The sequence below is a fragment of the Bacillus cereus group sp. MYBK108-1 genome, from assembly GCF_051917185.1.
Classification (GTDB): domain Bacteria; phylum Bacillota; class Bacilli; order Bacillales; family Bacillaceae_G; genus Bacillus_A; species Bacillus_A cereus.
This window is the reverse complement of the sequence record NZ_JBQAHZ010000002.1, coordinates 220689-243907: the sequence shown is the minus strand read 5'-3', so window position 1 is coordinate 243907 and position 23219 is coordinate 220689. Positions and strand designations below refer to the sequence as shown.

Below are 23219 nucleotides of genomic sequence, written 5' to 3'. Positions count from 1 at the left end.
AGGTATCAAAACCCAAGTAAACTATACTTAATGAGACGAAACGGAGATTTTTGGTGAGATTTACATTAAATCTTATCTAAACAAATTTCTTCAGTTTTTATCGTTTTTATTTGTTATAAATTCATCACAGCAAATCTTAATCAATAATCGCTTAAGATTTAACGAATTAAAAACATTTTTGATTGGCAAGAAATTTTTATACAGAAAAATTATTTCTATACAAAATATAAATTAGTAATTTTATTTTATGTTTTACTTAATGAATTTATTGCTATTTGCACATGTTTTACAACTTTACATTATTTGTTGTTATTTCTGTTATTTAGACTTGACTTTCAGTACACTCATTGTTTTTTATTCTAGTTAACATAACGCTTATTTTTAACATAAAAAAAATCCTCCTCACCTTCAGGAAGATTTTTTGTTTGCTATTATTTTATTTATATCTTCTAGTAACAATCCCAATTGTAAATGACATTGGAAAAATCTAGATTTAACAAATCTTCCTTACGTATAAAGAAATTAGCAACGCCAGAATCTCCCCACATAATATTTAATGAATCGTCTGTATCGATTTGCATCAATAATATGTCATGTTGCTGGTATTTTTCTTCCCATTCCCTTGGATCTGTCTGTGTGAAAAATGGATAACCACCAATTTTATGTCCTTGATCCTTACATAAATCATCATACAGTTCGCCTAATTCTGTATTATTTTCTTCATCAACAATTTCTTCCCAATCAATGTTATCATTAAAAATCATTTCAAATCGATAATCTCTTGGTGTTACTGGTTGATATGCCAACTCAAACTTTAGTTTTGCTGCTTTGGGTATGATAAAATTCTCTAAATCTAAAGTGTTTAAATAACTAAAATCAGTAATCACCTTAGTTAAATCCGCTGTGATTGTAGAATGATAAACAATTCGAAAGTCTTTTTGGCTTGTGGGATGATCAAAATCTGCTCCAAAAAGATCTTCTTCAGCACTTATGAAAAACTGTAACATTCCATGTTGAGGCATATGTTCAATGTTTGGTATTTCTTCAAGGTTTAACTGCGCAAGTAGCATCATAGGTTGTCCGTTTGAGTCTTTAGGATGCTCTTGATCTATAGGTAAATACGGATATCCACCAAACTTACTTTCAAAAAGCGTTGTCTCTGCTAATGTTCCAGACACTTTAACATACGGTTTCACACTTTCTTCTAAAATACTACGATACTGTTCTAGTTCTTTCGGAATTTGAAGTTGATACGTATTCTTCACTATATTTGCCTCCTTTTAGTAATGAATTGAAAATGCCTATCTTAATTATATAGTAAGCGATAGCTTAATTGAAAATCGTTAAAAATCCATTTTCACCCTCATTTTTTGCGCGCTTGGTGGACAAAGTAGATTATGTTCTAATACCTTTTTATTAATAGTTCGAATTAAATCCGCTGCTTCTGCAGTATTTGTATTTTCTTTTAGCTTTTCTTTTAAATCATCAATTTCTTTTGAAAGCTCAATCCACCTAGGTAAAACATGATTATTTGCTAAAGTTCTATAAAGTTGCTTTTCAGGATTGTACGAAAGATCTTTATCAAGATTAAGAGGTTTCCCTTTACCAGGTAAATGATCAAAAGCTCCTTTCTGTTCTGCTTGTTTAACGATAGAACTAATATGATCCTCATACGTATAAGACCAAACTTTCTCATCTTTTACTAAAATCTCTTGTTTTTTTAGTTTTTTATCTAGTTCTTCTTGATTCATAGATTCTCTCTCCTTTTTATTTTCTAATGTCGTTTTTGTAAATTCTAATGCCCTTAATCCATCGAATAGCTTTTCTCGCCACCATACGCTATCATGTCCACCTTGAAACTCTTCGTAAGTGGTTTGGGTATTTCTTTGCTTCTAAAGCTTTATATAGCCGTCTATTAGCCGTTAAAAGAGGTTCGTTTTCGAGTTCACCTACTGCTATGTAAGAATGTAGATGAGTCGCATTAGAATTTATTGATGAAATTTGATTTTCAATCCAAGGAATTGTATTTTCATAATTATCCTTTTTCCAATGTACGGATCCAGACATTGACAACACATTTCCGAAAATATGTGGATTTTGAAGTGCTGCATAAAAAGCAGCTAAGCCACCAAGACTGAAACCAGCAATTGTTGTATGATTCTTTTCTTGATAAACGTGATACTTAGCTTGAATCCACGGAAGTAATTCCTTCGTTAAAAATGCATTCATTTTATCGTTATAAGTTAGCTCTTCTAATCGATCGACAGGATCTATAGCAACAGCAATACACGATGGGATTTCTTTTTTGTAAATTAAATAATTAAGTGTTTTTGTGATTGAAAGGTCATTAATGAATGAATTCCCATCAAATACAATGAGAAGTTCTTGAAGATGTAAAGTGTGAGAATAATCATGAGGCGTATAAATATGAATTTTGCGTGTGTTATTTAAAATCGAACTATAAAAAGAATATGTTTCAATCTTTCCGGATGGATAATCATTTGAAGGAAAACGACTGCTATATTGCACCTCCATTCCTATGTTTAACACAGACGCTTTATTGGTACCTTCTCCAAATGTATTTCGATTAAATTGGTCTATTTCGTACTGTTCACTACGCTTTATCCAATCATTTTCGAAAACATCGTTTACTGAAAAATAGTACGTTGAAATAAAACTCTTATCCGTCCTAAACGTTACATACCAAATTTCTGTCTGTAACAATCGTTGTAATTGATTTACAGACAAATCCCAACCAGGAAAACTACCGAATACATAAACGTTTTCAGTGTTTTGATCCCCTAACCATATATACGTTATAAGCTTATACTGATTATCTGCAGGGCATTGTTCTATTAGTGGCGTGTGATTTGACTTTATTTCATGCAAAAAAGTATAAAGAGCTTTTTCGTTTCCATTCTTTAATTGATTTTTAAGCTGCTCTAACTTATGACTAATGATCGAAGTCACCTCTCTTCCTCTTTTGTAGTACTCTATATGTAGTTTTTTCATTAGAATCCCTATATAAAAGTAGTCGTAAGTAATGTGTTTAGAGAAGTTATTGATTAGAAAAATTATCAATCGCTTGAATAGAAAGTTCCAATGATTTTATTCTTCTTTCTAAAAGTGTTCTTTGAGGACTCCCAAGCTTTGACTTATCGTAAATCTTTTCAATTGATGGAAGCAAACCAATCAGAACATTACGAGCTTCTGCTAAATCTTCTTGAGTATAATGATGAGTTTCTTGATTCCAAACACTTTCTAACATAGCTAAGCCGATACTAGCTGCTTTGAGTCTTTTTTTCACTAAAGTAGTATTTGAGCCCTTTTGAGTCATCTGTGATAAGGCATTTTCAAGTTTACGGATTGTTGACTGTAAAGATTTTATTGATTCCAATTTATCTATTTTTGATACGTTTTCCATGTTAATGTTGTCCCTTCTGCATTGTTGACTTATTTTGTTTAAAGCTTGATTTCATTCGAAATATTTTAACATAAATAACTAACTAACTGTATTCGAATTGGACAATATCTTAAAGGAAAACAGCTATTCCTCTCTCCTCCCCTACATCATTCTATAATATGTACTTCTTTCTTCTCGTTAGAATTCCTATATAAACTAGTTGTTAAAATTGAATGTTTTATGAACAAAAAAACGTACAAGTAATGTAACCTGTACGTTTTCGCTTTTATTCAGTAAGGTAATAAAGTAATAGCTTCCTGGTCTTCTCATAACTTATGAAATCTCTATACAAAATGGGATAATTCACAATTTCTGTTTCTAGAAAACGATATTGCGGAAAACACTCAAAAAACGATTTTCTTAACCACTTTATTTGTTGAAACGTAATGTTCAGTTCGTTTCCATTTAGTATAGAATTTAAAGTAGCTGCTGTATGCATCCAATAATGATTAAAATCAGCGTTTATACAATCATCTTCGGTAAATTTACTTTTTAAGTCTCGCTGCAATTTTGCTGTAGCACGATAAGGAAACGGTTTATGAAGTGGACTATGCATTTTCTGCAATTCCTTAAAAATAATTTGTTTTCCTAACTTCAACTTTCTCCTCCTTTATTTCTCTATCCAATTTAATAAGTTTTCATAATGATATTGAGCATCGATATACCCAAGATTATATAGATTAACAAGCTTTTCCTTATTTCTTTCTATTCCGCTTATAGGAAGCTGTACACTTGGTTGAATTACATAAAAATTATCTTTTTGTTCTTCTCGATTCATATAAGATATCGTCTCATTATAAAAACGATAATGGTCTACTAAATTCTCTGCGATTTTCGGATATTTTCTATATAAAATTTTAGCTAGGCCTGAAAATTTATTCCGCTGCTTCTCATATCCTTCTGGCTTTGTCATAATTACAACGTTCTTTTCATAACCGTCCTTTTGGGCTTTTAAAACTGGTATAGGATCTATAATTCCTCCATCTAGTAATTTTCGATTATCATATTCTACAGCAGGTGCTATAAACGGCACAGAGCTAGATGCACGAATGATTTTTAAAATATCATTTCCGTGTTCTGCTTTATTATAATAAATGGCTTGTCCTGATTCGCAATCAGTCGTCCCTATAACAAACTGTTCATTACAGTTTAAGAAAGTTTGAAAATCAAATGGTACAATTTTATTAGGTACTTCATCAAATAAAAAATCCATTCCGAATAATTCACGTTTTCGAATTAAGTTTCGATAAGATATATACCTGTAATCTGATACTAGCTCTGTATTTACTTTCTTATTTCTACCTTTTTGACGTGACAAATAGGTTGCTCCCATACAGGCTCCAGCTGATACGCCGACTACATACGGAAAGAATAAGTTCTTTTCCATGAAATATTCGAGTACACCTGCAGTATATAAACCTTTCATTCCTCCACCCTCTAATACTAAACCAATATTCTTCATGCTATATCCCTCTGCTTCTTTTTTCTTAATTTCATATTAGCATAAGATTTTAAGATGAGGTTTTATAAACTAATTACAACAATAACCAGAAACTACTAAAGTAATGTCATAATATCTTTGTGAGTAACATGTTACAATATAAGTAATTCATTCCACATATATTAAAGGAGGAATTTAATATGGGTTTATTTAGCGGTATTTTAGGAAATGCATCAAATACGAGTTCTGAAAGTGTAGAACGTGATTTAGAGAAGATTATGCTAGACGATGAAAAAGTAGAGCATGCTTATAAATTAATTCGTGATCTAATCGTATTTACAAATCGTCGTCTTATTTTAGTAGATAAACAAGGAGTAACTGGCAAAAAAACAGAATACCATTCTATTCCTTATAAAAGTATTACACAATATAGCATCGAAACGGCTGGGCATTTTGATTTAGATGCAGAACTTAAAATTTGGGTGTCTAGTATGGAGGATCCAATTACGAAAGAATTTAAAGGTGACGATAGTATTTTAAGCATTCAAAAAGCGTTAGTAACCTTTACGACCAAGTAGTGGCTTTTGTATTTTTATTCATTTTTAAAATTACTAACCCGAGTATTTTGGAAGAAAATACATTGTTTTTGTATATTTAATCTAAAATAACATAAAAAGGTAAAGCGTATTTTATATGCTTTACCTTTCTTTTTTGTAATAAATAAGTGTAGTTTCATCATTTAATTTCTTTATAACTTCTGTTCTTTTATACTCCATCTTTTCATACAAAAAACAATTTTTCTCTTCTTCTAAAATAGTAGCAAGTTCCCAGCTCGTTGCTTCAGGAAACATTTCCTCAATTAATGTAAGTACCTTTTGGGCAATTCCTTTTCCTTGATAACTCGGGTGAATAAACATTGGACTGATCCAAAATTTAGAGGGTGTTTCTTTTTGTGAAATGCATATCGCTCCAACAAGATTCATTGCCACTATTATTTTATAGAAGCCACCGTCTACATAATTTATTCTACAAATAGTTTTTTCGATAGTTTCATTTGCTGGATTTGTTTCATAGTCTTTATATTTATGTAATAAAGGGCTAAATGAGTCTATTTGCATTTGAAATAAATCTGTTGCATCACTTTCTGTCGCCTTCTCTAATGTAATCTCCATGTTACCAATTTAGTCGCTTTCTTAATGAAGTTATATGAGCTGTATGATGCCGTCCGTGCCATGCGTATAGTCCTATTGCAACAGCAAGTTTTGTTTCACCAGTTTCAGGATGGTTAAATGTCTTTTCTAGATCTTCAATTTCTAGAGAATATAAAAGGTTAACCCATCTTTTATGTAATGAATCTAGCATTACTAGTGAAACATCCACCGGTAATTTTGAATCGGGTAACTCTGCCCACTTCTCTTCTTTATACGGCTTAATAGTTGGATTCTTTTCTGTCAGTGCTAATTTAAAGCGTATGTAGCTATTCATATGGCTATCAACGACGTGATGAACTACTTGACGTACAGTCCATCCTCCAACGCGATATGGTGTATCTAACTGCTTCTGATCTAAATCTTTAATTGCCTTTGTTAGTTCATTAGGTAAATCTTCAATTTCTTGAATCCATGTATCAATCATTTCTTCAGTTATAGGACGTTTGTATGTAAATTGGCCAATTGGATAACGTAAATCATTCATGAATAAGTCCTCCTTATTATAAGCGTGAAGTATTTCTCCAAATATAGTGTACAAACTTCACATGTTCTCCATGTAATTCTACAGATGTTATATCTGATTCGTTTTGGTAAGAAGAAAATCCGCTTTTTTCTAGTACAATTTGTGATGCGAGATTATTAGTCGTTGTTTTAGCATGAACTTCAGTAATTTCATTATTTTTCGCTACATCTAAAATTAATTTTACGGCTGCTGTTGCAACTCCTTTTTTAGTAAATTTTTCTCCGACCCGATACCCGAGCGAACTAATTCGAGTTTCCGTATCTATATCTACTAAATTAATTCGCCCTACAATTTCTTTTTCTTCATTACGAATTAAATAAAAATAAGAATCTCCATCTGCTTGTTCTATTAATAAATCGTCTAGTAGTTTTTGGAAATATTCAAATTCAAAATATTTTGAGTCACGATTTGGTACCATTGTTTCAAAAAAAGATTTATTCGTAAGTTCAAACGTAAATAAATCCTTAGCATCTTGTTTCTTTAGTTGCTCTATGTATATTTCCATCCCGTATTCTCCTTCTAGATTTACTAACTGTTATACATTCTTTTTTAATCAATTATATTCCTGCTATTACTTTCGATTAAGTAATACAGATAGTAGCACTTTCGGATGAAAAAGATGAAATGGACTACGAATTAAATTCATAACTCGTACTAACCGAATATAAACATCAGAATTACTTGCGGATAGTCGATATATTTGTTTCGTATACCATAGCTGAAATTTTTGTTTTGTAGTTAATTCTCTCTTTAGTTGCGGATGACGTGATATTTCCGTTGTTGTCATATCCCATGGGGTTTCTATTATAGTAGCTGCCTTTTTATAAAATTGTTGTGTAAATGTTTTATCGAGTTGTTTTCTACCTTGCAGAAGTAATTGCAACTGGTGAGCCTCCATAGCAGCAACTGATACGCCTTGGCCGAAAACGGGATCAAAACGACATTGCGCATCTCCAACAACTAATAAGCCTTCTGGTACATTATTCACTAAATCAAATCGCCGGCGTACTTGATAAGGAATTTTGTATGTCTTTATATCAGTAATTCCCTCAGCCTTGTTTAGGAAGTCTGTAACATTAGAAATTGATAGGTTTTCAGCAAAATCATAAAACTCATCATCTGTTTGTGGTGCTTTCTCGTTTGCGTATCCACTGAAAGTAACAAAATAACGATTATCTTCTATCGTTTGAATAAGAACGCCATAAGGGTTATCAGGGAAACTCGGAGACATTAGCACATTGCAACAGTCTAATTTCTCATTTTCTTTAAGTTTGAACATTTTCGTTGCGTAAAATAAATCAATACGAACTTTCTCTTCTTGTACTTCAATTTCGTATTCTCGTAACCACTCTATACTTTTTGAGCCAAATCCACTCGCATCAACTACAAGGTCTGCATGAACTTCTTCTTGTATGTCTGTCTCTAAATATTTAACTTTTACTCCACACACTTTGTTAAGCTTTTCATCTACCAATAACCCTTTAACCAATGTTTCATATTTAATAGTAATATTTGAAATCTGATGTATTCGTTTTTGAATATGCCATTCTAGTAAAGGACGACTTTGTTGAATCATATGTACTTCCCCTATGAACGGTTGTTTCCATAGACCGAATTGATGCCATTTCAAATCACGTGTAAAGTTGTTTATAATACTACCCGCTTCTATTAATTCATTCGTAATAGTAGGAAACAATTCTTCAATTGCTTTTTCTCCACCTTTTAATAACACGTGAGGATGATTACTTTGTGGAACTCTTTTTCTTGAAGCTTTTCCATCCCATTTTTCACCGACTTCTAAAATGATTACTTCTTTAAAAAAAGTTGATAATGCTTTTGCTGCAAACTTTCCTGCCATACTTCCACCAATAACGATAGCCTTATTAAACATATTTTCCCCCTTAATAAAAAGAGATCCTGCCTTGTATGAATGAAACAGGATCTTAAACTAATTAACTTCTTTATCATTATACTTAAAATACATCAGTAAATTGCAACGTTAAAATTAAAATACCTAATCCCCATACGTAATACGCGAATACTTTTAAGGAGTGACGTTTTAAATATTGAATCATCCATGAAACGGCTATGTATCCAAAAAACGCTGCTGATAACGTTCCGACAATTAAAGATGTACTAGAAATAGATTCTGCTTTCCCTTGAAAAACGTCTGCAAATTGCAAAATGATAGCTCCAACAATAGCTGGTGTCGACAGTAAAAAAGAAAAGTAAGCAGCAGTTTCACGGTCTAATTTTCTCCATAATGCAGCGACAATTGTCATTCCAGAACGGGAAATGGCTGGAAAAATAGCAGCAGCTTGAAATGAACCGATAATTAATGCGTCTTTATATGTTATGTCATCCATTTTTTTACGACCATTCTTTTGTTTATCTGCCGTGTAAAGAAAGAATCCGGTCACTAAAAACTCCCAACCGATCGTGATTCCTGTTTTTGAAATATCTTCAAAGAAATCTTTAAACAATAAACCAATTACAACTGCGGGTATTGTCCCAACGATAAGTAATAACATGAGCTTTGAAAATGGGTTTTTAATTAAATATATAAATTCTTTTTTGTAATAAATAAAAACCGCAAGTAAAGTCCCAATATGCAGCATCGTATCTAAAAATAAGCCAGCCTCATCTAATCGGAACAAATGCCTTCCTAAATAAAGATGTCCGGTACTACTGATTGGTAAAAATTCTGTTAAACCTTGAATTATACCTAGTATGAAAGCTTCTAACCAATTCATGATGGTCTCCTTTCTCTTTTGCTTGTACCAATATATGAGGGTTAAATTTTCGATATGAAAAAAACTATATTTCTCTATGAATTTACTTTTCATTTATGGATATATATGTAAAGAGGGTTAAGGAGGGTTATTATGTGGAAGCACACAAAATTCGGTAATGTATTACTTTGGGTGGGCCCTATCCTTGTATTTTTAGGACTATGTATGACAAATGTTATTTCAGATATTCCTTTCTTTGAGGGAAAACATAAAACGGTTGGTATTGTACTTATATTTATAGGTGTAATCTGTTTTGTTGCTGCTAATCATTTGAAAAAAGGAGAAAGATATGAAGAATAAATCTAAATAAAAAACAATCCTGGCATATTAGCTAGGATTGTTTTTTATTAATGTTGATTATTTGTAGAATACTTTATCAACGTTATATTTCGCTTTGTATTCATTAATGATATATGTTTCGTAAATTTCTCTTTCTGTTGGATCTTCTACGATACATGCATCAATGCGGTATACTTCATCACGGTGATTTTTAATTGGTGAAACATTATCTTCAAAATGCTTCTTAATACGTTGTCTAATTTTACGAGCTTTACCTACGAAAAGAAGTTCGTCATTAATATTGTAAAACATAAAAATGCCGCCTTTATCTCTAGGGAACAAGTGGAAATCGATAAATCCATTAATTGGAGTAATGATTGGCTCGTCTCCTTTAATAACTTGTTTACGTTCAGTAATTGAAACATCAGCTTCAGGAATATTAATTTTAATCAAGTTCATTCACGTCCTCTTTTATTATAAAGATAAATAATAGCATACATAAGTAAGAAAAGCTATGTTCAGAGGTATATTTCATTTTATAATTCAAATATTATAGGTGTATCATGTAAACTTTTCTTCCAAATCATATGATCACTGGATTCTCCCCAGTAATCTTTCAATACATAGCTAGGTTTTCCAAACTTTTTTATCCATATACTTTGCGCATTTTTATATCCACTATCTAAACAATATTCTGTTATCCCTCTGCTAAGTAATGTAAGAAACATTGTATGTAGTAATAAACTCCCTATTCCCTTTCTCTGATACTCCGGAAGTATGAATACAGTTCCTATTTCATACAAATTTTTAAGTACACCACCTGTACAACTATTAATCAATGTACTTGCTGGACCGATTTCGATTGTTCCAATGATTTTATCGTTACTTGTATCAATTGCTAATAAAAAGTAACGACTTTCTCCGTTACTATCAAAATCACTTTTCAAATACTGCTTTTTTGAGTTAATTTCATTTTCTATGTCATCCAATGATTGTGACAATCCTTCATTTTTGTATGTATTCGTAATAACGATACGGAAAAATAAATATAGTTCATCTACATCATTCAAATTCGGTCTTCTAACTGCAACGTTAGTCATGAATTCAATCTCCAATCCTCATTATGCCATTGTTAATACAACACTTTATATAATCTATTCATCATTATTCTGCAAAAACCTGCATAAATCCAACAGTATAGAAAGCTCATTATAGATATTGATAAAATAATTTTTATATCCATAGTTGTATGAACAGCAGGACCAAGTACCGGAAAACGGAAAACATCGAGAACAATCATAATACCAATAATTAGACAAGTTGCTGAAAAGGAAACAATCCAAATTCTCCTCTTTAATTTTAAAAAGGATACTCCTAAGGCTAGACCTAATAAGCCTGTAGTAAAAGGAAAGACAATTAGTTCACTTGGCTCAATAATAAATAATAGAAAAATAGTAAGAATATAAGAAAGTATTCCCTCACGAATAGAATAGAAAATAGCAAAAAAAATCGGTAATGTCGAAAATGGACTAATGAGCAAACCTATACCAGGAACTAGGTTTCCTGCTGCTTGAAACATGGTGGCTAATGTACTCATCAAAGCTGTAAGTACTAACTTATTCGCAAGGGACAATTTTCTTTTATGAACAAAGCTCGTATCATGTTCTATCATCAGTTGATACCAATAACGTACAAACCAATTCATCAATATCTCCCCCTAAAGATGCCTCATTCATTACTTTCTATATTATTCATACACTAGTGGTTTATGAGCTGCTTTCTACTTGTTATGAATTACTATATAATAAAAGGCTTTTAGGGGGATAAATTGTGCGTTTTGAAACAAAATAAATTCCTTGGATTATTAAACTACGAGTGTGTATCGTATCAGGGAATAATTTCAAAAATGGTACCTTTATTAAAATCAGTTACTTTCATAGAACCGTAAACTCCTAAATATAATTTAGTTTGATCCGAATTTGTTCCTAAACTCATATAATAAGCTGGTTGCGTACCAAAATCATAATTGGTTTCAATAACATGAAAGTCAGCATGTTTACCGTCTGTACCTGCTCTAGTATAGGCTAAAACACCCTTAATTGGAGACTGAGATTCTCCTTTATTGGCAAGGTCAGTAAACACAACGCTACCTGTTAAATTTGGAATTGCATTTCCCATATATGGCTGAACTCCTGTAAGTGAAGTTCCTCCAAACTTATCTGTTCTAGAATCTTTATGAAAATAACTAAGTAGAGGCAGAATACGCTTCACTGAAGTTTGTATTGTTTCATCATAATAAACTATTGTTCTCTCATCCAAAGTCTGATTCTCAGAACAATGTCGTATAAAAGAAGTAGGTAAATCCCCTTCCCATCCTCGCCACCCAAAATTGATAACCCCATCTTGATTGGGAGTTAACCTCATAAAATGCATTTGAACAAGTTCTGTAACCAATATAGGTTTATATTGAATAAATGAAAAAATAGACTCTACAATATCTTGTCCGACATTTCCGGCGTATTTGATATATTGATTATAAAACCTTTGAAATGAAATGCCGGTTATATTACGTACTCCTTTTGCAATTACTGTAAGTGTTTCTTGTATAGATAAAGGGAGTTCATTAAAGCGTGTAACTACAGGAGGGTTATTTATAAATGTATTTTTACTTACATCGATTTCAATTATTTTACCTGCTATTTCTAAATCATCTTGGCTTAAATTAAATGGATCATAACCTGACCCGCCATCTCCATTTGTAAAAACAAGTTTTCCAGTCTCAGGTGAAAAGTTTAAACTATTGACTCCGTTATGATTAAAAAATGGTCTTCTTACATTCAGTAATGTTCGTCGCTTTTGAGCTTGACCATTAGATTGTAAAGTCCATTCTTCTACTGTATCAATGTGATCATATTGCGTATTTCTATTAACCCACTTTAAATTTAACGTTTTAGGGTCACAAGGATTCGGTTTAAATTGCTCAGAAAATGCACCTGGCCCTTGAGTTCCAGCTACTGAATAATGAAGATAAAATAACCCATTTTGATAAAATTGTGGATGGAACGCAAGTCCAAGCAATCCGCGTTCATCATAACCGCTACTAGAAACACCTTCTTCAAATGTACCTAATTTAATAATTAGGTGACGAATATCTAAAAATGTCTTTATAACTCCGTCCCCTATGTAAAAAATCTCTCCTAATTGGGTTGCGATAAATAGTCTTTCGATCGATTCACCTGGAAGTATCGTTGTTTTCAATACGGTTGGTAAATTTACGTTTTGAACAATGGGTCGTAAACTAACTTTAACTTTTGTCAATTAACTGTACACCCCTTTTTCTTCTTTTTTATAGAAGAATATGATTAGAGTAGTTTTGTTAGTATCAAATAAGTCGTATTCCTTTTTATTACAATTTTGTATATAATATAAGAATCAATATATTAGGGGAATCAATTATGACACTCTTATTACAAATCATCGTACCACTTATATGTGCAATATACTTATTTACTCTCTATCATAACGGGACGTATGGATCAGCTTCATTCCTTTTAGCAGTCATGATAGGAATTTTCGGTTTAGAGAATATCTTTCAATATGCTAGTCTAACAAATCATGCTATTTATCCATATTGGGGCAGTCTGAAGGCTGTTGTTATCGTTTTATCAGTCGTATTTCTATTTAAAAAAGGTGGTTTAACAGGAAAATATTGATTTGTAATGCGTTACATATTTTCTTGTTAAATTGCTTTTATTTTATAAAAGAAGAAATATTTATGTAAAAGTACGAAGGGACGTGTTACATATGTCTATAAATATTATTTCAATAGTATCTATCATAATATGGATTGTGTTAATTACAGAACTTATAAAACCTTCAAAAGAACAGAATGGACGAAAAATAGTAACTTTAGTAACTGCTGGTTCCGCATCAACACTTATTTTGACGGTTTCATTTATTCAAAATATCCCGTTTTGGAATTGATAGTGATATAACTAACAAAAATATGTATAAATAAAAAGATTAGGATTCACTCCTAATCTTTTTATTTTGGGGTAGCACCACACATCTATCAACTTAAGAATAAACGCCACCAAAACAAAAAAAGCCCCAACTTATTTTTCTTGAAAATAAGTTGGGGCTTTTGAAACAGTAAAGTATATTTTTAACTATGAAAACTACGATAAATTTTTCCTTTTTTCCTACTTGCTAAATTCAGCAAGTAAAATTTTTTTAAAAGGATTAGGACTGCCAATTCTACCCAAACTATTCCAATTGACGACCAACGTATGCTTGCCTCCAAGTTTACCTCCAACAAGAGTAGTAAACCCTAGAATGCCACCTGTGTGTCCCCATATCGAGACACCGCTTGGAAGCTTAGTTTCATAGATTCCAAGACCATATCCATCGATTCCTTCTTTTCCTGTAGGAACTGTAGTAAGCATTTGTTTTAGTTGCTGTTCTTTCAGTAATTTGCCACCGAGCAAGTAAGAGAAGAATTTGTTTAAGTCTTCAGCCGTAGAAATCATATCTCCAGCAGAGCTAGCTGCACTTGGGTTATAATAAGTAACGTCTTTTAGCTCACTTGCTCCGTCTGGTTGGACATACCCACGGGCATGGTTAGTGCCTGGAATAACACTTGAGTTGCCTGGTAGGAATGTATTCGACAATTCAAGTGGTTCAATAATTCGATTTTCAACCTCTTCCGCATAGCTGTTTCCAGTTACTTTTTCAATAAGGATACCCAGTAATACGTATCCTGTGTTTGAATAAGACCAGCCCTTTCCTGGAGCAAAGTCTGGGGGAAGAGAAATCCCCATCTTCACTAACTCTTCAGCCGTATACGATTTTTTTGTATCCGTAAAATCAACGTCTTTTGACCTTGAGTATTCAGCGATACCACTTGTATGGTTCAATATCTCCCGGATAGTAATCTTGTTACCATCATATCCATTTCCTTGAATGACACCAGGCAACCAGTCTTCGATGTGGTCGTCTAGCTTCAGGCGATTCTCTCCAACTAATTGAAGTACAACTGTTGCGGTGAACGTCTTCGTTACACTTCCAATGCGAAAGCGAAAATCTGTTTTCATTGGTTTCTTAGTTCTCAGATCCGCTATTCCAGCGGCATACCCCCACGTTTTTCCACCCTCAGAAGTTTTAGCAAGTATCCCCGGGTATCCAAGTTGCAATGTATCCCGCATTGCTTGCTTGACGGAAGTACGATCTCGTTGCGTATTTGTTTGTAACGAACTAGATACATTTTGAGTGGGCTCTGCTTTTACAATTGAGGTTGGTGTTGTATATAACAGGGAACTTCCAGCTATTAAAAGGGCCAGACTTGCACATGTAATTTGACTACGTATTTTCATAAGGCATTCCTCTCCTCTATTCATATTGTATAAGTGTTTGCTTACTGTTCCTTACTTCCTGACAAGACTTAGGGAAAGACCCTCATGCATATAGATTAAAGCCCCAGTACAAAGGTATTTATCAATACCAACAATTTGAGCCATTTAAATCTCCATCCCTCCTATAACAAAATTATTCAAAGGTATGAAAGCATATTATGTACCCTTAGTTATTGTTAGTATTAACACAACATGAGACATAACCCTAACCCATATTTTACTTTATTTATCCATAATATGTATTGAGAAAGAATGTAAATTCGAATCCTTTCCGTAACCCAACTATTGATTATTTTTTCACCTATTATAATTAGTTATTTTGAATTTCATAATAAAAAAACTGTAAAAAAATAACTATTCCCTTAACGTACAGGAAGCGGTTGAAAAATATGTCTATACGCACAATTTTCTTGTTTTGATATGGTGAACCCATCGCCATTAAGCTAAGGTTTTGAAGTACCCACTAAATGAAATTTTTCTTTCTCTACAGTTAGTTACTTTGAGAAGTCATCTCATTTTTTTGTTTTTTGGGGTGTTTCTTTTTCTTAACTTGATGGATGTGGGGTCTCGCCATATCCATCAAGTTATCTAAATAAAATACCCTCTAAAAATTAAGAATATTCAAAAGTAAAAATAGACATTTATTCACTTTGTTTGTTATAATTCAAACAAAATAAAAAATCGTTTATATTTTATATTTAACGATATCAAATTTACTGGAGGGGATAAAGATGAAAAAAGCACTTTACATCAATATAGGTGGAGAAGGACACTTAAATCCAACATTAGGATTAGTACAGGATTTAGTACAACGTGGAGACAACATTGTCTATTATTCATCAAATGATTTTGAAGAAAAAATCAAAAAAGCAGGTGCGCAATTCCGTCCCATCAATCAAGAGGCACAAAGAGAGCTTTCGGAAACTATGAATCTTATGACTTCCCATCCTCAAGAGTACTTATTACACTTCCTTCATGCTATGGAAAGAATTACTGATGCCATTTTTGAAGAAATCTCCAAAGAAACATACGATTACATCCTCTATGATGCACAGTCTTTACCTGGAAAATGGGTTGCTCACCATAGAGGTTTAGCATCTATTGCAACTTGGACCACGTTTGCTTTTTCACAAGAACTAAAAGAAAATATGAACCTGACAGGAACAAGAAACATAGAACAAAAACAGGAACGTTTAGCCATGCTACAAGCATTTTTGCAATTAGAAGAAATAGCAAAAAGGAAACAATATTTAGAAGGAAAATATGAAGTATCCCTATCTGATAATTTTTTACTTTGTCCGGGTTCAGGCGATTTGAATATTGTCTTTACTTCTCGCTATTTTCAAAGAAACAGCAAGGATTTTAAGGATGGCTATATTTTTATCGGTCCTTCCATTGCTGAAAATGAAACTCTAAATGATTTTTCGGTTGATGAATTAAAAGGAGAACGTGTGATTTATATTTCTATGGGAACCATAATTAATAATCAGCCTGAATTCTATCAAAAATGTTTCGTCGGTTTAAAAGATCTCAATGCGAAAGTAGTACTTAGTATAGGCAAACAATTAACAGTGGAGCAGCTAGGAGATATACCTGATAATTTTATTGTTGGTAACTATCTTCCACAATTAGATATACTGCGTCAAGCGGATGTATTTATTAGTCATTGTGGAATGAATAGCACAAGTGAATCACTTTATTTTGAAGTACCTCTAGTTATGCTCCCATTTATAAATGATCAGCATACGATTGCTGAGCGAGTATACGAACTTGGCGCAGGATTTATGTTAAATATCCAGCAATTATCGGCCGAGGATTTAAAACATGCCGTTAATGAAGTGTTGCAGCATTCGATTTACAAAGAGAATGCCAAAAAAATTAGTCAATCATTCCGTGAGGCAGGTGGTTATATCAAAGCTGTTGATGAGATTATTACATTTACTCGTTAATTCTGCTATGTATGCCACTCAAGGCCTATTAACTTAAGAATTTTATAACACCCTACAACAAGAATATAGAAGATAGAAGAAATGCTGGCAGTATCCCATACTCATCAAGATAAGAAATTAAATACCCCATTACTATCAATTCTTAAGTTGATAGTAATGGGGTAGCACCACATACCCAGCAAGCTAAGGTCTTGAAGTAGCCCCTAAACAAAATTTTAAATTTTTCTAAAGTTATTTATGTGAATTCAAATCGTTTTCAGGAACATATGTGGTCCTTTTACAATTTGAATTTCTTTTTAAGCTTCTTATATTTTCTGTACGAACGTCTAACAATGTTTAACATAAAATACGGTATTTTAACGGGGAAAGGCAATTTATAAATGAAAGGAAAATAAAAGGTGAAATATGCCTTTTCTAGGTCTCTCCACTTACTATCTTCTTTTGTTTTTAAGAAATCAGATACATCGACTACATATCCCCTTCCTTTTTCCATCATCACATTTTTCCCGTGAACATCACAAGGAGTTAACCCTTGTTTCCTCGCATACTCTAAAGCCTCATTAATATCAAGTATTACTTGCTTAGGAATTTTAATTCCCTTATGAATAGCATCGTATAAGGTAATTTCTTTTAAACGTTTCAATACTATGAAATTTTCCCCTTTATATATAAGCTTTGAATAAGAAGGATGATCTCCAATTCTTCGGTATACTTCTGACTCTTTTTCAATTCCTTCTCCTTCTCGCACGTAAACTTTCACTACCCAATCTTTGTATTCTCTGTGCATGAATACCGCGGCATAATTACCTGTTCCTAAACACTTCCAAAGTCTAGGAATATCTTTAACTACTACAGGCTCGAATTCATCCTCACTTCTTATACTTACCTCTTTTAATAATTCGTCATTTATCAATCCCACAAAACTATTTATACTCATCATTCCCACTCCGGTTTTGCTAAAAGGGGGCCCACCCACATTTTAACGAAAATATACACTAAGCGAATTTTAGCATAAAACGAGTCATCTTTCTTCTTAAAATAAAAAGCTAACTCATTTTATTTAAACTGTTGAATACTTAATATTTATTCCGTTATTCATAGCCAAAAACCGTACGATATAAAAATATTTCTAACTATTTTCATTTTTTCAGAGTCAACTGTATAGGGCTTTTCTTAGTACAAGTTCTCTTCATTCATTACCCATGCCAAATCTATAAAACATTGTTTAGAAGTGTAGCAAAGGTTTGTTAATGGTTCAATTCTTGTTCCACTACTATCTTTGTTAGCTAAAACTTTTATTGTTTTAATAGTCTTTTGTTTAATTCCCACAATGCTGTTTTGTTGCTATCCCATTTCAAAAGCGTTACTGCTCCTCAAAGCATAACCATTTATAATTGAAGTGTTCTTTAGATAATGATATGTTTTTTGTAGGGACTTTAACTCCAAAAGAAAATTCTTTTATTACATAAACCTCTTCTCCCCAACGGAATCCTCCAACTACATCCTCTACTGGTAGTGAAGACACAGAATCTAATTGTATATATGGACATTCTCTTGTAATACGAGCCTCTTCAAACGCTTCCCGTTTTGCTGATTCAATAGGAATCTCACCGTCTTCTCCGCCACCAGCTATTCCTTGCCAATAACCATAATCACTTCGGTTAAAAATGGCATATTGAATAGAATCGGCAGTTTTTATATAAGGAAATATCAATACTTGATATGGCGCTCTCATTACTTAACCTCCTCTCGAAAATAAGTTTTAAATCAATATGAATAAAGAGCCGACATCACAATTCTACATTATTAATGCAGGTTTATAATGTCGGCCCTCTATTTTTAAATAATTTTATTTTTCATAAACAGGCTTACTCTTAACAGAGGAAAAACTACTTATTCTCTGTCGAATTTGTTTAGCATGGTTTTTCATAAATGTTAGCAGTACTCCATATTATTCAATTGCGCCAGCAACGTCATAATCATTTAAATCTAATTCAATCGGTTGTCCGAGCGCTAGTTTAGCAAGTTCCGCTCCTAGATATGGACCAGCTGTTAAACCCGAAGCCCCTAATCCATTCGCAACGAGAATTCCTTCAAATTTAGGTAGCGGTCCGATAACAGGTAAGAACCCTGGTGTAAATGGTCTGAATCCAACTCTCGTTTCAAGCATTGTAGCATTTTCTAAGCCAGGTGCAACTGCTAATGCCTTATGGAATACTTCATGTAAACCACCTGCTGTTACACGATGATCGAAACCAGTATCATTCTCATGTGTTGCACCAATTACGACATGACCATTGTCAAACGTTAAAATATATTGATCGTTTGGTGGCATAACAACTGGCATATTTTCTGTTGCTGTATTCTCGATTTGCAGATGAACAATTTGTCCTTTTTGGAATGTAACTAAGAAATTAATTCCTAATGGTTTCAAGATTTCATTCGCCCATGCGCCTGCAGTTACAATAACCTTTTCCGCTAAAATTGTTTCATCGTTTACTGTAACTCCCGTAATATGATTTCCTTCACGGACTAACATAGCATCGCCTTTTATGAAAGTTGCACCATGTTTTTTCGCAGCACTTATTAATGCATTGCGTAATAATCTTCCATTTACTCGTGCAGCACCACTAATATGAACAGAACTATATTCGTCTGATAATGCTGGGAATAATTTTTTTGTTTCTTCAGCTGATAAGCGAGTTATTTCACCAATCTCCGGGGCATCTTCACGTCGTTTATAAGCTCGCTCTTCCATTTGATCTAACTTTTTCTCGTCAGTATGTAAACTAATTGCACCTACACGATTATATCCTGTGTCAGTTTCACCGTCTTCTTCTAATTGCTGAATTAACGAAGAATAGTAACGTGCACCGCCTTTAACGATTTTATACCATGCTTTATTACGGCGCTGTGATAGCCATGGACATACAATACCTGCTCCTGCATCGGTTGCTTGCCCTAATTGTTGGCGATCCACGATAGTAACATTCGCACCTGCCTTAGCAAGATGATAAGCAGTAGACGCTCCTAAAATTCCTGATCCAACTACAATATACGATTTCATTTCAAACACCTTTTCTCTTTTGCTAATTATATAAATATAAGAACATTCCTTAGTATAATGGAAGGAATGCTTTTTTCAATGTACTCATCACAATTAATTGTTGCAGCATTGTGACTTCCTTAATCATTATTTTTTCTTCTTACGGAATAATTCAATTGTTTTATAGCCTTGTGAAAGGATTTCTATCATTTTCTCTAGACGTTTTTCACGTGTTTTTTCTTGTTTCACAGAAAAAAGATTACGTGCCCAATCTTTTTGGTATCCAGGCGTTAAACTTTGATAAAACTTAAGTTCATTCGGATGATTAGCTAATAATGCTTCAACATCTTTAATTCGATCTGCATAATCGGCAACACATTGACTCATAGCAGATGTTTTTGTTGTTTTTTTCTTTTCACGTTTTAAACCAACAACAGTAAAGACTTCATCCATACTTACCATTCGTGCAAATTTAATATCGCTTTCTCCCACATAACCATCTTCTCCAACGTTTAATGCCGGAAACATTTCATCACGGTGAATAAACGTACTATAACGCGCATTACCTTTTTTCGGATATGCGAAGAATACGTAACCTTTTTCAATTAGTAATTCTTCATTACTAATAATAAAATTCGTTTGTTTCACCATTTCATCAAGCGTTTCTACAAATATAAAGATAGCATCGTGTTCTTTTGAGAATGCAGTTTCTTTACCTGTAAAAATGTCATAATCACTTGGTTCGTTAATAACGACCATATTTGTATACTTATTAAGTTTCAATTTATCAATAACTGACATAATAATCTTCCTTTACATTCAAAATTCATTGTACATACTTTTTCGTACTGTTCTAGTGTATTATATGTATTAAGAAAATCAAACTTTAAATCGTATTATTCTGCTGCAAAAGAACATAATTCTTTACTAGATGGGTGGTTTTATGCCATATGTAATCCGAGATGAAGGGCTAGTTTTATAAGGGGATGATGGAAAAGAACCAATTTTTCATACATATGAAGAAGCTGAGGAAACATTAAAAACATTAACTATACCGCAGTTTCCGAAACATATTAGAAGAAAACCATTTACACCAAAAATAATAAAGATAGCCGCTTCTGAATAAGAACCGGCTGTCTTTATTATTCATAACTTAATAGCAAATAAAGTATATAAAAACTCTTTATATTGATCTTCTGTAATTTCACGCTTAGTTTTTTCCCCATGAATAATTTCGGTTAAACTTGTATTCGTTAATGAAATATGGCCAGAGTTCGTCAACTTTACTGCAATTGGTCCTTTATTAAAAATAGACTTCTCATCTTCTATCACTCTTCTTTGAACATCATTTACTACTATCTCATCAATAATATGTTTATAAAAAGCATGACAAACTTTCCATTCTCCAGCAGCATCTATTCTTTCTAAAACATAATTTCCTTTATTCGTATCTTTTCGTCTCACCCGGTACGAACCATTTTTTGAAGAAACCGACTCGCCAGTAAAAGGTACAGGAACAAGAGGTACTAACGAAGCTATACCTATATCAATTAAATACTGTACATTATCATAAGTTAAAATAATTGTTATATGGCCATCCTCAAGTGCCCATGCATTTATATCGTTTTTATAAACCGTACCTAATGCCAGTTGTACATCATAGCCACAGTCTCTTAAGAAATAGTAAAAAAGAGTATTTAATTCGTAGCAAAGTCCACCACGGGAACTAGTTAAAATTTTCTCTCGTAAGTTTTCCAGAGAGATTTGATTCGTATTTCGTGCTATAACATCTAAATTCTCAAATGGTATAGTATGCGCAAACGAAAAGAGTATGGTAGGTAATTCTTCAAACGTTACATCATTACGTTTTTTAAGATTTAATCTTGTGAAAAGCTGATCTTGTAAACTTGTCATATTTAGCACCCCTTAAAAATTTATAAGTTTAAATAATATATGCTGATTGTAAATTTTAAGGGGCACTGTAACAATGTACATTTCATTTAACTGTACCGGTACAAAAATTACGATTCACGAGGTAAATTAATAGAAGGCGTCATTACAAATGTCTTTTCTGTAATTACTTCTTTTTGGGGCAAATCAAAAGCTACGAATATAAATTTAATAGTTTATCTATAGGCAAATTATTACTATCACTTAAATCAACAAAATATTGAAGTTGCCACGTTTGGCTCTTTTTAGCTTGATTACTAACAGTGGTATCCCAAACAGGATAAATCCTCATTGCCATTTTCCCTGTTTGACTTTGTGTTCTCAATATTTTTTCTTTAAGAAGAATCTCTTTAGGAAAAATAAATTGCCCTAGTTTATTATCAGCAATACAAGTGATTACTAATAAATCAGGAGCAGCTTCATAAGAGAAAGCTCTATTTCGCATATTTTCATCTTTCTCCCAAAAAGAAACAAATTGACCAATTTTATTAGGTGTAACTTTTGATTTTCTAAAACGAATGGTTTTGTTATTTAAGTGGAATAAACATCCGGCATATTCTGAGTTTTGCTTTTCTTCTTTTAGATTCGTAATCATTAAGTTGTTAGGTTTGTAAACTATATTATTTAAATTTTGGATTATATTATTAAAATTGTTCAAAAAAACTCCCCCTTTATTCATCTCTTAGTTTACCACAAACATCAGTTCTTCTATATCGTATATAATTATGAACTAAGTGAAATGGGGGAATTTAGCAAGATATAATTATTACTTTAATGTACTTAGTTTTTCAATTGCTTGTTGTTCAGTTGCTAAGTAAAGAATGTCATTTCCTTTATTACATTCATAAATAAAATCTTTTAAGCTTTTACTAGTATACATAGAGAAATCTCCAACAATAGCAATCTTTACCTTGTAGTTTATAAACTTTTGAAGGATATCGCCCGCAAGCCGTGTTTTTAGGTCAAAGAAATCTTCACTTATTAAAGATTTATGGATAATAATATGTTTCGCATCTACCTCATATTGAACTGCTGCCATAGTATCTAATGCAGACTGAACATCCGATATTAATACCTTATCGTTTCTAATGACCGCAATATTGATTCCATCGATTACTACTTTCTTTATTTCCATAGTCCTCCCCCTTTATAAT

Annotated in this window: 27 protein-coding genes and 2 pseudogenes; 6 read left to right on the top strand and 23 right to left on the bottom strand. The window is 32.6% G+C overall.

Features of this window, described 5'->3' with window-relative positions:
• Positions 1-449 precede the first annotated feature (449 nt).
• The 6 genes from ACTFSL_RS05625 to ACTFSL_RS05600 form a co-directional block, all read right to left on the bottom strand.
• Positions 450-1265 carry a YwqG family protein gene (locus tag ACTFSL_RS05625; RefSeq protein WP_000799803.1) on the bottom strand — a complete coding sequence of 272 codons (816 nt, stop codon included), beginning with the start codon at positions 1263-1265 and terminating at the stop codon, positions 450-452.
• 78 nt (positions 1266-1343) lie between these two features.
• Positions 1344-1751, bottom strand: a complete 408-nt coding sequence (locus tag ACTFSL_RS05620) for a J-domain-containing protein (RefSeq protein WP_002204774.1) — start codon at positions 1749-1751, stop codon at positions 1344-1346.
• 91 nt (positions 1752-1842) lie between these two features.
• Positions 1843-3012 carry an alpha/beta hydrolase gene (locus ACTFSL_RS05615; protein WP_306426783.1) on the bottom strand — a complete coding sequence of 390 codons (1170 nt, stop codon included), beginning with the start codon at positions 3010-3012 and terminating at the stop codon, positions 1843-1845.
• A gap of 46 nt (positions 3013-3058) precedes the next feature.
• Complete coding sequence (locus tag ACTFSL_RS05610; protein WP_088338188.1) at positions 3059-3424, bottom strand: hypothetical protein; 366 nt, start codon at positions 3422-3424, stop codon at positions 3059-3061.
• A 265-nt stretch (positions 3425-3689) separates the two neighbouring features.
• A complete protein-coding gene (locus tag ACTFSL_RS05605) occupies positions 3690-4061 on the bottom strand; it encodes a YxiJ-like family protein (RefSeq protein WP_088338187.1) in 372 nt (123 codons plus the stop codon).
• 12 nt (positions 4062-4073) lie between these two features.
• Positions 4074-4925 (bottom strand): patatin-like phospholipase family protein, encoded by an 852-nt coding sequence (locus ACTFSL_RS05600; protein WP_088338186.1) that lies wholly within the window; start codon positions 4923-4925, stop codon positions 4074-4076.
• A gap of 179 nt (positions 4926-5104) precedes the next feature.
• Between ACTFSL_RS05600 and ACTFSL_RS05595 the strand changes: the two genes are divergently transcribed.
• Positions 5105-5482, top strand: coding sequence for a PH domain-containing protein (locus ACTFSL_RS05595; protein WP_000522472.1), 378 nt, complete (start codon positions 5105-5107; stop codon positions 5480-5482).
• A gap of 120 nt (positions 5483-5602) precedes the next feature.
• Here ACTFSL_RS05595 and ACTFSL_RS05590 read toward each other — a convergent pair whose 3' ends face one another.
• The 5 genes from ACTFSL_RS05590 to ACTFSL_RS05570 all read right to left on the bottom strand — a co-directional run bounded on the left by ACTFSL_RS05590 (position 5603) and on the right by ACTFSL_RS05570 (position 9391).
• Positions 5603-6076 carry a GNAT family N-acetyltransferase gene (locus ACTFSL_RS05590; protein ID WP_088338185.1) on the bottom strand — a complete coding sequence of 158 codons (474 nt, stop codon included), beginning with the start codon at positions 6074-6076 and terminating at the stop codon, positions 5603-5605.
• Position 6077: 1 nt separating this feature from the next.
• Positions 6078-6599, bottom strand: coding sequence for a YfiT family bacillithiol transferase (locus ACTFSL_RS05585; protein WP_000999070.1), 522 nt, complete (start codon positions 6597-6599; stop codon positions 6078-6080).
• Between the two features lie 16 nt (positions 6600-6615).
• Complete coding sequence (locus ACTFSL_RS05580; RefSeq protein ID WP_088338184.1) at positions 6616-7143, bottom strand: GNAT family N-acetyltransferase; 528 nt, start codon at positions 7141-7143, stop codon at positions 6616-6618.
• A 66-nt stretch (positions 7144-7209) separates the two neighbouring features.
• A complete protein-coding gene (locus ACTFSL_RS05575; protein ID WP_088338183.1) occupies positions 7210-8529 on the bottom strand; it encodes an FAD-dependent monooxygenase in 1320 nt (439 codons plus the stop codon).
• Between the two features lie 82 nt (positions 8530-8611).
• Positions 8612-9391 (bottom strand): undecaprenyl-diphosphate phosphatase, encoded by a 780-nt coding sequence (locus ACTFSL_RS05570; RefSeq protein ID WP_088338182.1) that lies wholly within the window; start codon positions 9389-9391, stop codon positions 8612-8614.
• 132 nt (positions 9392-9523) lie between these two features.
• On the opposite strand from ACTFSL_RS05570, the gene ACTFSL_RS05565 reads away from it, so the two are divergent.
• Positions 9524-9730, top strand: coding sequence for a hypothetical protein (locus ACTFSL_RS05565; RefSeq protein ID WP_000265477.1), 207 nt, complete (start codon positions 9524-9526; stop codon positions 9728-9730).
• A gap of 57 nt (positions 9731-9787) precedes the next feature.
• Here the strand turns inward: ACTFSL_RS05565 and ACTFSL_RS05560 are convergent, their stop codons facing one another.
• The 4 genes from ACTFSL_RS05560 to ACTFSL_RS05545 all read right to left on the bottom strand — a co-directional run bounded on the left by ACTFSL_RS05560 (position 9788) and on the right by ACTFSL_RS05545 (position 13027).
• Positions 9788-10168 (bottom strand): nucleotide excision repair endonuclease, encoded by a 381-nt coding sequence (locus tag ACTFSL_RS05560; protein ID WP_001048941.1) that lies wholly within the window; start codon positions 10166-10168, stop codon positions 9788-9790.
• A 77-nt stretch (positions 10169-10245) separates the two neighbouring features.
• Complete coding sequence (locus tag ACTFSL_RS05555; RefSeq protein ID WP_440041334.1) at positions 10246-10809, bottom strand: GNAT family N-acetyltransferase; 564 nt, start codon at positions 10807-10809, stop codon at positions 10246-10248.
• Positions 10810-10841: 32 nt separating this feature from the next.
• The gene (locus ACTFSL_RS05550; protein ID WP_001103998.1) at positions 10842-11414 is read right to left on the bottom strand and encodes a hypothetical protein; all 573 of its coding nucleotides are present in this window, start codon (positions 11412-11414) and stop codon (positions 10842-10844) included.
• Positions 11415-11596: 182 nt separating this feature from the next.
• The gene (locus ACTFSL_RS05545) at positions 11597-13027 is read right to left on the bottom strand and encodes a PQQ-dependent sugar dehydrogenase (RefSeq protein ID WP_088338181.1); all 1431 of its coding nucleotides are present in this window, start codon (positions 13025-13027) and stop codon (positions 11597-11599) included.
• A gap of 137 nt (positions 13028-13164) precedes the next feature.
• Here ACTFSL_RS05545 and ACTFSL_RS05540 point away from each other — a divergent pair, with 137 nt between their 5' ends.
• Positions 13165-13422 (top strand): hypothetical protein, encoded by a 258-nt coding sequence (locus ACTFSL_RS05540; RefSeq protein ID WP_017657242.1) that lies wholly within the window; start codon positions 13165-13167, stop codon positions 13420-13422.
• Between the two features lie 91 nt (positions 13423-13513).
• Complete coding sequence (locus ACTFSL_RS05535; protein WP_000026325.1) at positions 13514-13693, top strand: hypothetical protein; 180 nt, start codon at positions 13514-13516, stop codon at positions 13691-13693.
• A gap of 218 nt (positions 13694-13911) precedes the next feature.
• Here the strand turns inward: ACTFSL_RS05535 and ACTFSL_RS05530 are convergent, their stop codons facing one another.
• A complete protein-coding gene (locus ACTFSL_RS05530; RefSeq protein WP_440041332.1) occupies positions 13912-15081 on the bottom strand; it encodes a serine hydrolase domain-containing protein in 1170 nt (389 codons plus the stop codon).
• Between the two features lie 770 nt (positions 15082-15851).
• Between ACTFSL_RS05530 and ACTFSL_RS05525 the strand changes: the two genes are divergently transcribed.
• A complete protein-coding gene (locus ACTFSL_RS05525; protein WP_088338180.1) occupies positions 15852-17069 on the top strand; it encodes a macrolide family glycosyltransferase in 1218 nt (405 codons plus the stop codon).
• Positions 17070-17346: 277 nt separating this feature from the next.
• On the opposite strand, the gene ACTFSL_RS05520 is transcribed toward ACTFSL_RS05525, so the two are convergent.
• The 4 genes and pseudogenes from ACTFSL_RS05520 to ACTFSL_RS05505 form a co-directional block, all read right to left on the bottom strand.
• Complete coding sequence (locus ACTFSL_RS05520) at positions 17347-18006, bottom strand: serine/threonine protein kinase (protein WP_017673315.1); 660 nt, start codon at positions 18004-18006, stop codon at positions 17347-17349.
• Positions 18007-18364: 358 nt separating this feature from the next.
• A pseudogene (locus ACTFSL_RS05515) lies at positions 18365-18804 on the bottom strand (NUDIX hydrolase).
• A gap of 216 nt (positions 18805-19020) precedes the next feature.
• Positions 19021-20136, bottom strand: coding sequence for an NAD(P)/FAD-dependent oxidoreductase (locus ACTFSL_RS05510; protein WP_088338211.1), 1116 nt, complete (start codon positions 20134-20136; stop codon positions 19021-19023).
• A 126-nt stretch (positions 20137-20262) separates the two neighbouring features.
• Entirely contained in the window at positions 20263-20916 is a 654-nt protein-coding gene (locus ACTFSL_RS05505) for a YdeI/OmpD-associated family protein (RefSeq protein ID WP_000110844.1), read from the bottom strand.
• Positions 20917-21058: 142 nt separating this feature from the next.
• On the opposite strand from ACTFSL_RS05505, the pseudogene ACTFSL_RS05500 reads away from it, so the two are divergent.
• Positions 21059-21241 (top strand): annotated as a pseudogene (locus tag ACTFSL_RS05500) (hypothetical protein).
• 20 nt (positions 21242-21261) lie between these two features.
• Here the strand turns inward: ACTFSL_RS05500 and ACTFSL_RS05495 are convergent.
• The 3 genes from ACTFSL_RS05495 to ACTFSL_RS05485 all read right to left on the bottom strand — a co-directional run bounded on the left by ACTFSL_RS05495 (position 21262) and on the right by ACTFSL_RS05485 (position 23200).
• On the bottom strand, positions 21262-22029 hold the full coding sequence (locus tag ACTFSL_RS05495; protein WP_000202746.1) for an arylamine N-acetyltransferase family protein: 768 nt from the start codon (positions 22027-22029) through the stop codon (positions 21262-21264).
• A gap of 190 nt (positions 22030-22219) precedes the next feature.
• Positions 22220-22723 (bottom strand): MepB family protein, encoded by a 504-nt coding sequence (locus tag ACTFSL_RS05490; RefSeq protein WP_135277853.1) that lies wholly within the window; start codon positions 22721-22723, stop codon positions 22220-22222.
• 108 nt (positions 22724-22831) lie between these two features.
• Positions 22832-23200: a DUF4180 domain-containing protein gene (locus ACTFSL_RS05485; protein WP_088338178.1), complete on the bottom strand. Its 369-nt coding sequence runs from the start codon at positions 23198-23200 to the stop codon at positions 22832-22834.
• Positions 23201-23219: the final 19 nt, after the last annotated feature.

Bases quoted from the DNA above. Each gene is read 5' to 3' on its own strand.
- ACTFSL_RS05520 (WP_017673315.1), bottom strand. From the start codon at position 18,006: ATGAGTATAAATAGTTTTGTGGGATTGATAAATGACGAATTATTAAAA.
- ACTFSL_RS05495 (WP_000202746.1), bottom strand. From the start codon at position 22,029: ATGACAAGTTTACAAGATCAGCTTTTCACAAGATTAAATCTTAAAAAA.
- ACTFSL_RS05600 (WP_088338186.1), bottom strand. From the start codon at position 4,925: ATGAAGAATATTGGTTTAGTATTAGAGGGTGGAGGAATGAAAGGTTTA.
- ACTFSL_RS05560 (WP_001048941.1), bottom strand. From the start codon at position 10,168: ATGAACTTGATTAAAATTAATATTCCTGAAGCTGATGTTTCAATTACT.
- ACTFSL_RS05505 (WP_000110844.1), bottom strand. From the start codon at position 20,916: ATGTCAGTTATTGATAAATTGAAACTTAATAAGTATACAAATATGGTC.
- ACTFSL_RS05620 (WP_002204774.1), bottom strand. From the start codon at position 1,751: ATGAATCAAGAAGAACTAGATAAAAAACTAAAAAAACAAGAGATTTTA.
- ACTFSL_RS05615 (WP_306426783.1), bottom strand. From the start codon at position 3,012: ATGAAAAAACTACATATAGAGTACTACAAAAGAGGAAGAGAGGTGACT.
- ACTFSL_RS05565 (WP_000265477.1), top strand. From the start codon at position 9,524: ATGTGGAAGCACACAAAATTCGGTAATGTATTACTTTGGGTGGGCCCT.
- ACTFSL_RS05530 (WP_440041332.1), bottom strand. From the start codon at position 15,081: ATGAAAATACGTAGTCAAATTACATGTGCAAGTCTGGCCCTTTTAATA.
- ACTFSL_RS05575 (WP_088338183.1), bottom strand. From the start codon at position 8,529: ATGTTTAATAAGGCTATCGTTATTGGTGGAAGTATGGCAGGAAAGTTT.
- ACTFSL_RS05585 (WP_000999070.1), bottom strand. From the start codon at position 6,599: ATGAATGATTTACGTTATCCAATTGGCCAATTTACATACAAACGTCCT.
- ACTFSL_RS05540 (WP_017657242.1), top strand. From the start codon at position 13,165: ATGACACTCTTATTACAAATCATCGTACCACTTATATGTGCAATATAC.
- ACTFSL_RS05555 (WP_440041334.1), bottom strand. From the start codon at position 10,809: ATGACTAACGTTGCAGTTAGAAGACCGAATTTGAATGATGTAGATGAA.
- ACTFSL_RS05610 (WP_088338188.1), bottom strand. From the start codon at position 3,424: ATGGAAAACGTATCAAAAATAGATAAATTGGAATCAATAAAATCTTTA.
- ACTFSL_RS05570 (WP_088338182.1), bottom strand. From the start codon at position 9,391: ATGAATTGGTTAGAAGCTTTCATACTAGGTATAATTCAAGGTTTAACA.
- ACTFSL_RS05485 (WP_088338178.1), bottom strand. From the start codon at position 23,200: ATGGAAATAAAGAAAGTAGTAATCGATGGAATCAATATTGCGGTCATT.
- ACTFSL_RS05590 (WP_088338185.1), bottom strand. From the start codon at position 6,076: ATGGAGATTACATTAGAGAAGGCGACAGAAAGTGATGCAACAGATTTA.
- ACTFSL_RS05550 (WP_001103998.1), bottom strand. From the start codon at position 11,414: ATGAATTGGTTTGTACGTTATTGGTATCAACTGATGATAGAACATGAT.
- ACTFSL_RS05595 (WP_000522472.1), top strand. From the start codon at position 5,105: ATGGGTTTATTTAGCGGTATTTTAGGAAATGCATCAAATACGAGTTCT.
- ACTFSL_RS05525 (WP_088338180.1), top strand. From the start codon at position 15,852: ATGAAAAAAGCACTTTACATCAATATAGGTGGAGAAGGACACTTAAAT.
- ACTFSL_RS05510 (WP_088338211.1), bottom strand. From the start codon at position 20,136: ATGAAATCGTATATTGTAGTTGGATCAGGAATTTTAGGAGCGTCTACT.
- ACTFSL_RS05580 (WP_088338184.1), bottom strand. From the start codon at position 7,143: ATGGAAATATACATAGAGCAACTAAAGAAACAAGATGCTAAGGATTTA.
- ACTFSL_RS05535 (WP_000026325.1), top strand. From the start codon at position 13,514: ATGTCTATAAATATTATTTCAATAGTATCTATCATAATATGGATTGTG.